We start from the raw sequence: 13,970 nt of genomic DNA on the forward strand, positions 1-13,970 counted from the left end.
AATGTTGTCTGTTGATACTTCTCGACGAATATTCGATGTGCTAACACCTTGGTTATCAAGACTTATCTCATTGATCGTCGTCGTCATTTTAGTGGGTTTGATGCCAGATATTGCTGGTATTGACCCAAGCCAATCGATTTTGCGTGCCCGCGCCGGACAACAACACATGTTAACGCCGGAAGCACTTGCCGCGGTAAGAGCCGATTTACAGCTTGACCGTAGTGCAATGGAACGATTAACAGACTGGCTTAGTGACGCTCTGCATGGTGATCTAGGCTACTCATGGATCGATGGTTCACCGGTCATAGATGGTATTCAACAGACAATGTCGACCTCTCTGTTACTGATGTCGATGGCACTAGGTTTAACCTTTGTACTGTGTGGGTTTAGCTTAGTTCATACCTTGTTTAGCTGGAAACAAAGAAAGCTAAAACAAACCCATAATAGCCTGAGTACTGTGCTCATCTCGTTACCTGAATACGTAGTAGCGTCCGTTCTCATCCTTATTTTATCTATTTGGTTGGGTTGGTTCCCCCCCTACGGGTGGCAAAGCTGGCACCATATTTGGCTGCCTAGTCTGGCACTTGCGCTTCCCGCTAGCGGTCTTTTGAGTCGTCTATTGAGGGACAGTTTGCAGCGCGTCCTTAATGAACCATGGGTGATCACTTGGCTCAGTGCGAACATCAGTTCCTTCCAGATCATGCGCTTCGCATTAAAACGTGCAATCAGTAGTTTGATCCCGCAAGTCGCGATGATAATGATCGGCCTGACCGGTGGAGCGGTTGCTGTCGAGCAGATTTTTTCCATCCCAGGAATAGGACGACTAATTTTAGGTGCAGCGAAAGCACAAGATCTACCAGTGCTCCAAGGTGGTTTGTTAGTACTTCTATTTATTTCGATTTTCATCAGTAGCTTGAGCTTGCTTGTTCAACAGTTGTTGTTAGGCCACAGTCTCAGAAACGGTAAGCTTATCAGTAGTCATTCATCTTTTGCGTTTACCTCGAGTAATAACAAACGATTGACGGCGGGTTTAATCTTTTCACTGTTGCTGGCTGTTGTTATCTGGTCACTGTTTCGCGACCCGTTTAGCAGTCAGTTCATCAGACTTGCTGCTCCGAGCTTGCAGGCACCTTTAGGTGGCGACAGCATTGGACGTGACCTTCTAGCCCGCATTGGGTCTGGTATGTTATCGACGTTTTGGGCAGGATTTGTCGCGACAGTGCTAAGTTTGGTTGTGGGCATGGTTCTTGGGTTCAACACTCGATACAGCCAAGGTTTAATCGAAATAACCAAGGGTATTCCTTATATTATCGCTGGCTTATTGGTTGCTGGAATGACGGGGATGAATCCAAACAGTGCCATGATTGCCATTGTTTTGGTGTCTTGGGCCCCTCTTGCGGCTCACTGCTCAAGTCTTATCGTTGAGGCTAAAGCGCAGCCCTACACGCATCTTGCGCCGATATGGGGAACGAGCAAATTCAAGATACTTAGGTACTATCTCCTTCCTTATGTGCTTCCGCCATTATTGAGACATGCACTACTTAGAATGCCAGTGATTACGCTAAGCTTAACGTCGCTGAGTTTTATCGGTCTTGGCGCTAAGCCACCCTCACCCGAATGGGGGCTGATGATTGCAGAAAACCTACCGTATATTGAACGAGCACCGCTTGGCGTACTTGGTCCAATTTTCGGATTAGTGCTGTTAGGCATTGCTATTAACCTTTTGTTTGACGATTAATTGTCAACCGAAACGCCAAAGCAGGTAGTGCTGTGAAATTCGTTTCGACCATTTAGTACTAAACAGAGAAGTATCTATAAGAGAAATACCCTTTGCTATGACTTCTTTCAATATAGCGCCCAAAAGGTGTCCTATTTGTGTTAAAATCCGTCCTTCAGGATTAGATGTAAAACGGACACTTTCATCATAAACTACTGATTAACATAATGTTAATTGGAAGAATTTCGAATTCTAATCAGTTATTAATTAAACATGGAGTTGGTCTTTATATTCGTTCACACGAATATGTAAACCTCATAATTATGGGTTTTAAATCTCAAAAATACAGTATAGATTCTACAGATTATCAAGTCGGTCAAGACAACATCACTAAATGGGGCATGGATGTTCACAATACAGTGTTTACCGCTTCCGCGGGCTTATCCATCCTCTTCATCGTCACTCTCTTAGTACTTTCCCCAGAAGACGCAAAAGCAGCCATCGATGCCGTTAAATCCGCTGCACTATCAAAGTTTGATTTTGTCTTTATGTGGGGCGCAAACATTCTTCTGATTTTTGCCTTGCTGATTGCTTTATCTCCGCTCGGTAAAATTCGTTTAGGTGGCGACAATGCCACAACAGATTATTCAACTATTTCCTGGATCGCCATGTTATTTGCAGCAGGTATGGGTATTGGTTTGATTTTTTGGGGCGTAGCAGAGCCGACCGCCTTTTATACCAATTGGTTTGGCACACCACTAGGTGTTGAACCGTTTACACCAGAAGGGCGAGAACTAGCCTTAGGTGCCGCCGTATTCCACTGGGGACTTCACGCTTGGGCTATCTATGGGATGGCCGCATTATCGCTAGCATACTTTGTCTATAACAAAGGTCTTCCGCTCTCAATGCGTTCGGTATTCTACCCTCTACTTGGTGACAGAGTTTGGGGAAGAGTCGGTGACGTTATCGATGTAATGGCTGTTCTGGTAATCCTATTTGGCCTTGCAACATCACTTGGTCTGGGCGGCTCACAAGCTGCAAGTGGAATCAGTCACGTATTCGGACTAGAAAACAGTCTTCTGCTTCAGATTGCCATTATCCTGACCATTATGGGTTTGGCTATTGTTTCTGTTGTTCGTGGAATGGACGGCGGCGTTAAGGTATTGAGTAATCTCAATATGATTATCGCATTCGTTTTCCTTGGTTTTATCGGTATTTTGAACTTCACAACGGTATTGGATTCAGTTTCGACCGCAGTCGTTGGTTATGTGAAAAATATTCTTCCACTAAGCCAAAGCGCTGGCCGTGAAGACACCACATGGCTTCATGGCTGGACTGTGTTCTATTGGGCCTGGTGGGTTGCATATGCGCCATTCTTCGGTATGTTCGTTGCACGAATTTCAAAAGGCAGAACAATTCGCGAATTCCTATTTTGTGTACTAGTTATCCCTACTCTTGTCACCACTGCATGGATGTCTTTCTTTGGCGGTGTCGCAATTCAACAGATCGTTGATCATGTGGGTATACTTGGTGCCGCTCAGGGTATCGGAGACGTTTCACTTAGCTTGTTCTATATGCTTGATGCGTACCCTATTGGTAACATCTTATCGCTGATTGCCGTTGCGCTGATCATTGTTTTCTTTGTGACCACTTTGGACTCAGGTTCAATCGTAGTAGACAGTATGACTGCAGGTGGCAAACTCGAGCTTCCTATCAAGCAGAAAGTGGTCTGGGCTGTGATCTCAGCTGTCATCGCCGTGGTCATGTTGTGGATCGGTGGTACTCAATCGATTCAAGCACTTCAATCGATTACCATCATTGCAGCGCTGCCATTTACGCTGATTCTAATTTTAGGTTGTGTGAGTTTGATTAAAGGCTTACTTACTGAGGTTGAACAACCTCAAGTAGCTAGCGACAAGTCCGCACAATAGATAACTTTAGGCTTATCGTAACCGCGTTACGGTAAGCCTTTTTTAGCTCTTTACTCACATTCCCCCTTGCCCTCACCGTTCAAGATCCTCCTTAATAAAACGACTGTTCGACATGACCCTGCTCTCCAAATGGGATATCAACAGAATAAATACCACACACCAAAGACATAGCCTCAACTAATGTTTTATCAAGTATATCTGGGTATAATCTCTATCAATTTAAGGATATTTCTTCAAAACGGTGTACTTAACACCCCGTAGCTGCTTTTCGATTCAAATCATCAATGCGGCAAGATAAAGGACTATTGAACACATGAATTCCGATTTATCTATCCATGTATTGCTCATTGAAGATGACCGAGACTTAGCAGCCTCGGTTGCAGATTACTTGGAATACGAAAACATAAAATGCGATCACGCCTACGATGGACAGAGTGGTTACAATTTAGCCAGAGAGAATTACTACGACGTCATCCTTCTTGATTTAATGCTACCCAAGGTCAACGGCTTTACGGTTTGCCAAAACCTTCGAAAAGCAGGTATTGACACACCTATTCTCATGTTGACGGCCAAAGATACCATTGAAGACAAAGAGGCCGGGTTCAACTCAGGTACCGACGATTACCTTGTAAAGCCATTTATGATGAAAGAACTGGCTTTACGGATAAAATCTCTATCGAGAAGACGAAGTGGTCAAATAACTAAACTCGTTGCTGGAGATCTGACCTATGATCTTAAACAAAAACGAGTAACGCGTTCAAATCAACCTATTGAACTCACTCGACTTAATCTTAGGTTGTTAGAGCTGCTAATGCGTAAATCTCCTCAGTTGGTCTCGAGAGAAGAAATCGAACAGACGCTATGGCCTAATGAAATACCTGAAACCAACAACCTAAAGGTTCAGCTTTATCAACTTCGACAGAAAGTTGATAAGAATCATAATATTAAACTCATCGAAACCGTTGTGGGCCAAGGTGTAAGAATTCAGGTTACCAGCAATGCTTAATAAGAGCTTTCCATTAAAAAACCATCTCACCTCGTTTTTTGTTGGAATCGCGATTATCACTGCCTTCATGCTTTTCGAGCTGCTAGTTCGCTACTTTGAGTACGGCATTGAAGATTCCGTGAGGATGAGAATGTTAACGGAGTGGCGAGCCTACTCAGAAGCTTACCAGTTAGACCCCAATATCGAGTTGCCAAGTTCTTATGTGATTCGATTCTACCTAGACGACCTCCCCGTTATTCGTGTGGAAGGAACGAATATTTTGGAAAATGTTCAACTTTCCAACAATCAATTCACTGTGGTTTCAGTGGATGAAACTTTTTCCGATGACCCAGAGAAGGAAATCACTTTAGGGATATTTAGGTTTCTTCGCGACGACGAAAGAACGGTATACGTCATCGCGAAATATGACTACCACCTAATCAATGACACAATCGATATATGGTTTGATAGCCGATTCAATTTTATCTTGCTAATCGTCGGTGGTTATATCTCTATAGTGCTATTGGCACTCTGGTTTTATAGCTATCGAATAGGAAAAAGAACAGAGCAACTGGTTCATTGGTCTGAACTGGTATCAGAGAACTTAGAATCAAACCCCACTCCCGATTTTACTTTTCAGGAATACAATCGCGTCGCTTCATATTTGCAACGAGCACTATCGAAAAATGCCCGCCTGCTCGCTCGGGAAAAGGACTTTTTATCTCATACCAGTCACGAACTTCGCACCCCTCTGGCCATCATCAGAGCTAATATGGAGATATTGGAAAGAATAGCGCTACCAGAAGCATCAAAAAACGCGATTGTGCGCATAGACCGAGCAAGTCAAAATATGCAACAAGTCGTTGAGACGATGCTTTGGCTTTCTCGTAAACACAACACCCCTCCACCACAAAAGGAAGTTTCAGTAGCCGCTTTATTGAATGAACTGGTCGACGAGTACTATCACTTCATTAACGGTTCTGATGTGTCGTTAGAGACTGATTATAGTAACGCTCCAGTACTAGACTTACCGGAAACCCCGATACGAATCGTTATAAGTAATCTATTGGTTAACGCATTCAAATACACCCACGCAGGGCTTATACGCATTTACTGCAAAGACAACACCGTCATCATTGAAAATACCACTACGGCGGACCACGAGCTGCAGGTAACAGACGGATTTGGTTTGGGACAAGATCTAATATTCAGAATTTGCGATAAGCTTGGTTGGTTTATGGAAACTAAAAAGACCGAGACCGGCTTCGTAGCTATTCTTCACTTGCCAACATAATGTCATGTACTCGCAACAGGCCGAACCGAATGTTCAAAAAACGAGGGTTCCACCATTTCACCTCTGTTTCACCTCCCTTCCGATAGAATGGACGGTATGTCAGATTTATAGGCTAAAGATAGTTCCTTCAGAATAGTTTTGGTTTCTTAGCCTAGAACTCTGCTCGTATTTACCGCCTCTCGCTACATCAAGCGACTTCTTATGGAGCCATTTTTATGACTTTGCAATATCCCAAAGCCTTTCCGATAGCAATGACCGTAGCTTGTCTCAATATCAACGCAGTCAACGCGGGTTCATCCAGTGTTGATTTTTCTATTTCAACACAACAAGAAGCACTCGGTATTACTGAAGTTCCGTTACAGCTGAAAAAACAGTTTTCGTCAGAGTTACGCTTTAATCGTTACACTTCGGTTGTTGCACCTAATGGAAAGTCGATTCACATTGTTGCTCAAGACCAGCTATCTGACGGACAGATAATTCGAGCCAAATCGGTGCTTGTTCATTATCTTACCGACTTTTCCGGATCTAAGTATGGAAGCAATAAGAGCTCTGTTGCGAATAGAATGGCTGAGAATGGTGCTACTTTACTCCTTTTAAACGGACGAGATGATGGCACTAATAATGCTGCCGAACTTGAGGGGCAGCCTTTATATGAAGAGGAAATTCAAGTTGAGGGCGGACCTTGGTACATGGCGCAAAACTACCAGCACCGAGACGCGACTTTTGAAGAAATATTGCACCTCGTTCATGATTATGGAATCGGCGTAGATGGGTACGACAAATTCATAGGGGTTCTCCCTGAGTACCAAACTGAAATACGCAATGCTCAAATCAATGCTTATGCCAAACAAATTTGGGCTATGACTCCAGAAGTACAAGATTGGATCGACGAGCTAACGGCAGAGAACAGTCTAACTCAAGAGTATCTAGCATCTGTTCTAGACTCATATTACGGCTTGTGGGGTGCTTATCCGAAGCAATCTTTTAGGATGATGGACAAGTTTACCGGCGGATGGGGAATGTGGGGATTTTACATTGCTGGAACTAGACACGAAGTTCAACTTCGTGATCCAAAGGGCTATCAGTTAATGACAGAATTCTTCCATCCCTACTTAACCTATAACGCCCATCTAGACCCTAATTTTAAAGGAACGTTTAGTCTCCAATATCGTGAAGACTTGCTTTATACCAACCACTCTCGCTACCTCAAAGACATAACTTTGACAGGAGGCCATCCCGTCGAAATAATCGTCAATAAACTTGACAATGACATTACGGGCAATAATTCCAATACCACCGTTACGTTCTCAGGAGAAAAGAATGATTACAACATCAACTATCAGGATGATGCTGTGATTGTTAGAGACTCTCTTTTAGGACGAGATGGTAATAATACGCTACGGTCAGTCAGTACAATACGTTTTGCAGACCAATCCGTTGACACTCGTAGAATATATTAGCTCTCCGACTCGTCATTAATTCTCAACTGACGAGTAGACGATGCTCTCAGACACTGTGAATTAGATAATAATACCAAAGCAATTACAATCACATACATTAGGTGAACAAGAAATTACATACAAGTTACTTAGATAGACTTAACCCACAATTATCTTACCAACCTTATCACAATGAATATCAAAAGTGGCGTTCAAGTCTAAATAATATATTTATCATCTTGATATGCTATATATCACAAAAAATAAATGCACTCTTTCATCAGAGAACATTGACAATTGAGGCAATCAATAGAAACTGAAGACAACCCAATTAATATGCAACAAAAGTCGATGCTGCACACAAAAAGATTGGGCTCTTCACTATGCAATAACTGTTACCCTAGGTTTGTACTTGCATATAAAAATGTCAATTGAAATACAACACCTGCGGTAAACAGCTAAGTAAACCAATATTGCTTTACATTAAAACCTATCAGAAAGAATGAACCAATGTTGGTTTATTTAATGCTAAACCAACAAGTAAATATAGATAAATCCAAGGTTACTTTATGAGCTTTCCACCAAAATCTGCTGTCGATGTTTTTGCTTTATTAAAGGAAAAACATAACCTCAGTACAAGAGAGTTGGCTCGGTCCATCGGTGTAAGTCATGGTGGACTTGCAATGGTCTTATGCGGAAATACGAGACTCTCTCCTAAACTAGCTATGAGGCTGTGCTGCTTCTTCGCACTGGACATAGACAGCATACTTGAGGCACAAGCAAAATATGAAGCATGGCAAGTTAAACAGGACGGCTTGTCGATTGAAGCTACATTGACCGAAGTATTGGAAAATCGGCAAGAAAACAAATAACCTGTGTTTTGCTTTAACGCTTAAGGTGATCACCTTTTAGATGATCGCCTTACTATCGTTTCCTATCACGTTTAGTATTGTCGTCAATTCATTATTAAATCTCTACTAATAAGATTCTCAACCTCTTTTCACTAAATACCTCAACTCTCACCATCTCGCGATATAGCACCCTCGTTAATTATATTATCTATTCTTTATTACATTCCAATACACTATCAACATAGAAAATGACATTGTAAATAACCCATCTGACAAAGAAGTTATATTCAAATACAACCTCCCACATTAAAAAGGGTATTTAACTGTTCAAGTCTAAATATTAATACTATCAACTTGTCAATAAACATCTCTCACATAAAAATAATCATCGTTGAATAAAAACACAAGAAAGGACAAAAAGGTAAATTATGAAATTCAATATATTAGCAGTGAGTATTGCATGTGCGACTATGTCATTTGGAACAATGGCAGCAGACATTAAAGCTGGCCCTGGTACATTAACTCTTGGCGGCAATATGCGTATTGATATGAACGCTACGAAACAATCTGTTGACTTAAAGACTTCGACAACAAAACTAAAATCGGACAAAACAACGCTTAATACAAATGGGCGTCTATCATTTACTGCCGATTATATTGTTGAGCAAAACGGGTATAAAATGAAAGCTCGTGTTAATCCGTTACTGAAAACGGACGGCACCGTCACTATGGATGACGCTTACTTAGACCTCAAGAAAACTGGCAACACTTATCTGGGCGCTCAGCTAGGTCGTTTCGAAGCTCTGGATCTCTCCCCTCTTCAAATTGATATTTTCGTAGATGATGCTGATACAGCCAGTCTAGTCGATGGTGAACTATTCGCAGGTCACTATCGTGGTAACAAATACCGCGGACGTTTTGATGGCGCAGCGTTACTTTACGCTGGTAATGATTTAATTAAATTTGAAACCAACGTTGTTTTCGTTGACCAAAAAGATAAAAACAGCAATGTTGCGTTACGTCCAGTATTAACAGTGACTCCAAGCAAATCGTTCTCAATCTCAGCAGGTCTTGAGAAAGGTTTTGACGACGCGTCTAAAGACAAAGATGAACTTGGTTTAGCAACAACTGCTAATGTTAAATTTGGCCTAGCAAGCTTAAACCTGAGTTACGCATACAAGACATCTAAACCTCTCTTGAAAGGTACCAGTACCCGTGTAGACACAAAACTACACACGTTCGGTACTAACATTGCAGCGTATGGTTTCGGCTTAGGAGCTTTCTATACAACAGCCAACAACGAAGTAAAAAATGGCAGCGTTGGCGATGTGAATCTATTCACTACCTACGCTGGTTATGAGCACAAAGACTTTTTAGTTGACTCATTGACGGCGTCTACAGGTGCTTATTACACCTCCGCAAAGGCTGACAAAGTAAGCGGCGATGTCTCTGAATACGGCGCTCGTGTACGTCTTCAGTACAACTTCTAAACAAAAAGAATCAAGACTTATAAGGAAACTGCCTTTTCGATAAGTCCTGATGCTCCCTTGCAAACTTAATCTCACTTGCAAGGGAGCCCCTCCTTCCATAACTCCTAACGTATCTCATTGTTTTAAGTAGGCTTACGTAGAGTTGCTAAGATATTTCTATACCAATTTACCATCTACTACCTAAAAATTATCCAAAATAATATTTGACACATACTCAAAGTGAAATTAACATTCGCACCCACTGACTGACTGGTCAGTTAACAAAGTGAGTAATGTGATGGACAAGAAAGACAAGATCATTGAAGTTGCCATGCAGCTATTTGCGGAGCATGGGTTTGAAAAAACGCCTATTTCAACTATCTGTGAGCATGCAGAAATCTCAAAAGGCTTAGTTTTCCATCACTTTAAAAATAAGAACGAACTACTAAGAGCAGTGTTCACCCATATGACTGACATCATCAACGGAGTTGACCAACAAGATGAGCACTTAGCTTCATCAGAAGGGAGACTTGAGGCGATGATTGATTCGATATTTGAAGGAATGATGATCGAACAGCACCGAAAGATGTATCAATTAAACTTCAGTGTTATGGTACATCCGACCACGCGTAAGATCGTCTTAGATCTAATTGAAGAAAGATATCAAGGTCTGCAGGCATCAACCGAAGAGGTGTTTCGTTCCCTGTCGCACCCAAATCCATCGGTTGTGACAAGAATGTTTATCGCTGAAATCGACGGCATCGCAATGAACTATTTGTTGAATGTTGACTTCCCTATAGAAGAAATCAAACAAGAATTCATCAACAAATATTGTTAATAGATTCACTCAATATCACGCACAGTTAATGGCGTGATTTTTTTAAACACAACAACCGACTGTACGGTCAGTCAGTTCCTTTTTAAGGAGCAGTATCACCAATAAACTAACTAGTGTGAGGTATTCATTATGACTAGAACGAAAACTTTAAGAGCTAACCCTAACGAATCATTCCTTTGTGCATCATGTGGTTTAGGCGTGACACCTATTCAATACGGTGGACAACATCGTAACCACTGCCCTCACTGCCTAAGCAGCGTGCACATGGATATTAAAGCGGGAGATAGACGTTCGAGTTGTCGTGGCATTATGGAACCGATCAGTATTTATGTTCAAAAGAATCGAGAATGGTCTCTGGTCCACAAATGTAGTAAGTGCAGCACGATTAGAACAAACCGAATCGCAGCAGACGACAATGAATTTTTGTTAGTATCAATGGCAGCAGAACCGATGATGTCTCTACCATTCCCATCAAAAACTATTTTGTCTGAACTGAAACAAATGAGCATAAACAAAGGTAGTGAATATGTACTCGAATAACCTACAGACATACCGAGTAATTGAAAGAAACGCCAATAGATACAAAGTACAAACCCCTGACGGCATTAGAACTGCCCAATTGAAGGGTAGCTTTATCCATTTAATACAAGACAAGCAAGGCTATCCTTGTGTTGGCGATTGGATAGAAGCCAGAGATGACAACAATATTATATTGATCGAAAGCATCAAGAAACGGAAAAGTTTGGTAAGCAGAAAAGCCTCAGGTGAAGCAACAGTCCAACAAACTATCGCTGCAAACGTAGATTACACATTCATCGTGATGGGCTTAGATGGTGGTCGAAACTACTCAGACCGTCTATTAGAAAGACTTCTGACCGTTGCTTGGAACAGTGGTGCAACGCCTGTAGTCATACTTAATAAGTCGGATTTAAATGAAGACGCTGAATTAGTGCAAATGCAAGCCGAAACGATCGCGCTAGGTATCGACATAATTACCTGCAGTGCTCTAGACGGCACAGGTATTAACGACGTTATGACATACCTAGCTAACGGTAAAGTCGGTGTCTTCATTGGACCATCTGGTGTGGGTAAATCGACCTTAACCAATACGTTATTGCAATATCAAGCGCAGAAGACTAATGGACTTCGCTTGCAAGACATGCGAGGCAGGCATACCACGTCAAGCTCTTACCTATTTGAGTTAGAAAATGGCGGTTTCATTGTCGATACATCTGGTATCAAGGAAGTACAGGCGTGGGCAAACGGTAACGATATTGACTCAGTTTTCGAGGAAATATCTCTTGTTGCCCAAGATTGCAAATATAGAAACTGCCAGCATGAGGGGGAACCTGGTTGTGCAGTTCAGAAAGAGCTTGAAGCAGGTAACATAACCCCTGAACGTTATGACAGTTACCTAAATTTAAAACAGGAACATGCTTTCTTAGAAAGACGAAAAAATGACAAAAACTCGAATGTAGAACGTCGATATGACAAAGATATGAGCAAATTGATCAAAACGTCTTTAAGTAGAAAAGAACTCGTCAGACAAGCAATGAGGTGAACCGTGGACGCTTGGGTTTGTGCTCTGACAACCATGAAATTTATAAGGTAAATCGAATGAAAACGCCGTACCAAATTCAATATGAAGCCTTCGCTGCTGCAGGAGGACTATATGATGAAAGACATGCCAAGCTCTATGCTGAGTTTGCCGATAACTTAATTCTCGATGGAAGCTACTCTATCGTTTATCAGGGTGTCGCTCACGCATGTTATACGCCAATTATCATTGATGCTGCACCACATCTCAAATGTTATGTGCTCGCACCATTAGCTGTACTGCCGGAATATCAAGGGAAAGGCTATGCGACACGATTGATGGACCAAGCCGAAAGTGAATTGGATGCAGACGTTATCTTTGTTATGGGAGAACCCTTCCATTATGGTAATCGCTACAATACACCGCATAATGTTCTACCGCCGGTGAGAACACAGGCGCCATTGGAATGTTGGTTTGCACGTGAACTGACACCGAACGCTTTGCAAGGTATTGGGGAGTCCACATCATCGATAACAGGCCCTTACGCTGAGCCGCGCATGTGGGGACACCCAAACGAACAGGTATAAAGTAGGCCTTCGAACTTCAAGAGCACTCAAATAGGTCTAGCTTTCAAGCTAGACCTATTCCTTATACGTAGGTATCAACGCCCGCTTTTTTCTCCGCAATTTTCTCACCGTCATAGGTTTTGACGACCGCTCCCTCAGAGTTGCGAATCTTGATTTGGTTCTGACTATCCAAGGATGCTGTCAAGTCTCCTTTGCCTGATTTTAGATACCCATTAATGAACTTTGTGGTGTCTTTTAAATGCTGCTGAATATGAGGTTGGTACATTGCGTTGCTGGTTTTCAATGCCTAATGCTCCCTTGGATTGGAAGTATTAGCATACTCAAGACGGATGAAAATTAATATCTCAACCAATCACAAATTCTCACTAACGATTAATGCCGTACGGTAATTTTTGGCAAAGATCAAACTATTCGGTCTTTAGCTCGCCAAGTGTAAACTCTAAAATTTCTTGCGCAGCTGAGCGTAATTCTGGGAGATGTGTTTTCAGCTTATCCAACGAGGTACGAAAGCTCGGTGCATGGCAAAATAGATAGCCAAAACTTAATGCATCGGAGCCAATAGGCACCGATATCGCCACCATACCGTCGACAAATTCTTCATTGTCTTCACCAAATCCTTGTTCAGCAATCCGATTCAGTTCTTCAAGAAACAGACCATCATTAGTTATGGTCTTTGGAGTGTATTCAGTTAACCCCATGTGTTGTACGACGTTTTCACGAATTGATGTGTCCAATGAAGCGAGATAAAGCTTACCCGAGGCGGAAGCTGCGATAGGGACCGGACTCCCCTCTGCCAAATTGATTTGCAGTGGCCAGTTGCAGTTCACACGCTCAAAGTAGATCATTTCAATACCATTAGGCACTGAAATTCCGCACGTTTCACCAATCGTGTCAGCAAGGCGTTGCAACACCGATGTTCTTTGTTCAGAAAAGCGTTGGTTCTTCAAAATATCATGAGATAAAGACTGCAGGTTCGGCCCCGCAATAACGCGACCAATGATATTTTCTTGGAGATGGCCTAAAACGATAAGCTGGTTGATCAGTTTGTTCGCAGACGCAATTGGCATAGACAGTTGTTCGGCAATAGATTCTCTATTGAGTTGACCACGGCTGTGAGCCACGATGGCGAGCACTTGTAGTACTCGGTCTAGGGTTGAACCTTTAGTAGTATTTGCCGAACTAGAGCTTGTCATAGAACTACATTCATCCTTGATACGGTATTCGATATGCTTTGAATAGCCTATTGCTTTTACTGATTAAGTGCAACCGTGTACAAAGCCTAAGTGACAGATATTAAAAGGGCTTGCCGGAGCAAGCCCTGT

13 protein-coding genes are annotated in these 13,970 nt (G+C 42.1%); 11 read left to right on the forward strand and 2 right to left on the reverse strand.

Annotated features, from left to right (window positions below; all coding sequences use genetic code 11):
- Position 1: 1 nt before the first annotated feature.
- The 11 genes from OH456_RS00115 to OH456_RS00165 all read left to right on the forward strand — a co-directional run bounded on the left by OH456_RS00115 (position 2) and on the right by OH456_RS00165 (position 12,648).
- Complete coding sequence (locus OH456_RS00115) at positions 2–1,738, forward strand: ABC transporter permease subunit (RefSeq protein WP_270032553.1); 1,737 nt, start codon at positions 2–4, stop codon at positions 1,736–1,738.
- A gap of 302 nt (positions 1,739–2,040) precedes the next feature.
- The gene (locus OH456_RS00120; RefSeq protein ID WP_006070473.1) at positions 2,041–3,648 is read left to right on the forward strand and encodes a BCCT family transporter; all 1,608 of its coding nucleotides are present in this window, start codon (positions 2,041–2,043) and stop codon (positions 3,646–3,648) included.
- A gap of 313 nt (positions 3,649–3,961) precedes the next feature.
- The gene (locus OH456_RS00125; RefSeq protein ID WP_270032555.1) at positions 3,962–4,654 is read left to right on the forward strand and encodes a response regulator transcription factor; all 693 of its coding nucleotides are present in this window, start codon (positions 3,962–3,964) and stop codon (positions 4,652–4,654) included.
- Positions 4,647–5,927, forward strand: a complete 1,281-nt coding sequence (locus OH456_RS00130) for a sensor histidine kinase (protein WP_270032556.1) — start codon at positions 4,647–4,649, stop codon at positions 5,925–5,927. Before OH456_RS00125 ends, OH456_RS00130 begins: the two co-directional genes overlap by 8 nt.
- A gap of 215 nt (positions 5,928–6,142) precedes the next feature.
- Entirely contained in the window at positions 6,143–7,387 is a 1,245-nt protein-coding gene (locus OH456_RS00135; protein ID WP_270032557.1) for a hypothetical protein, read from the forward strand.
- A gap of 548 nt (positions 7,388–7,935) precedes the next feature.
- On the forward strand, positions 7,936–8,238 hold the full coding sequence (locus tag OH456_RS00140) for a helix-turn-helix transcriptional regulator (RefSeq protein WP_124941940.1): 303 nt from the start codon (positions 7,936–7,938) through the stop codon (positions 8,236–8,238).
- Between the two features lie 407 nt (positions 8,239–8,645).
- A complete protein-coding gene (locus OH456_RS00145; RefSeq protein WP_006070478.1) occupies positions 8,646–9,707 on the forward strand; it encodes a carbohydrate porin in 1,062 nt (353 codons plus the stop codon).
- Between the two features lie 277 nt (positions 9,708–9,984).
- Complete coding sequence (locus tag OH456_RS00150) at positions 9,985–10,524, forward strand: TetR/AcrR family transcriptional regulator (protein WP_031495133.1); 540 nt, start codon at positions 9,985–9,987, stop codon at positions 10,522–10,524.
- Between the two features lie 129 nt (positions 10,525–10,653).
- Positions 10,654–11,064: an RNHCP domain-containing protein gene (locus OH456_RS00155; RefSeq protein ID WP_270032558.1), complete on the forward strand. Its 411-nt coding sequence runs from the start codon at positions 10,654–10,656 to the stop codon at positions 11,062–11,064.
- Entirely contained in the window at positions 11,051–12,085 is a 1,035-nt protein-coding gene (gene rsgA / locus OH456_RS00160) for a ribosome small subunit-dependent GTPase A (RefSeq protein ID WP_239941732.1), read from the forward strand. Before OH456_RS00155 ends, rsgA begins: the two co-directional genes overlap by 14 nt.
- Before the next feature lie 56 nt (positions 12,086–12,141).
- Positions 12,142–12,648 carry a GNAT family N-acetyltransferase gene (locus OH456_RS00165; RefSeq protein WP_171389470.1) on the forward strand — a complete coding sequence of 169 codons (507 nt, stop codon included), beginning with the start codon at positions 12,142–12,144 and terminating at the stop codon, positions 12,646–12,648.
- Positions 12,649–12,709: 61 nt separating this feature from the next.
- Here OH456_RS00165 and OH456_RS00170 read toward each other — a convergent pair whose 3' ends face one another.
- Both OH456_RS00170 and OH456_RS00175 read right to left on the reverse strand, forming a co-directional pair.
- Positions 12,710–12,931 carry a hypothetical protein gene (locus OH456_RS00170; RefSeq protein WP_006070483.1) on the reverse strand — a complete coding sequence of 74 codons (222 nt, stop codon included), beginning with the start codon at positions 12,929–12,931 and terminating at the stop codon, positions 12,710–12,712.
- Between the two features lie 124 nt (positions 12,932–13,055).
- A complete protein-coding gene (locus OH456_RS00175) occupies positions 13,056–13,841 on the reverse strand; it encodes an IclR family transcriptional regulator (RefSeq protein ID WP_124941936.1) in 786 nt (261 codons plus the stop codon).
- Between the last annotated feature and the right edge of the window lie 129 nt (positions 13,842–13,970).

The sequence above is a fragment of the Vibrio sp. La 4.2.2 genome (genome assembly GCF_027586995.1).
Classification (GTDB): domain Bacteria; phylum Pseudomonadota; class Gammaproteobacteria; order Enterobacterales; family Vibrionaceae; genus Vibrio; species Vibrio mediterranei.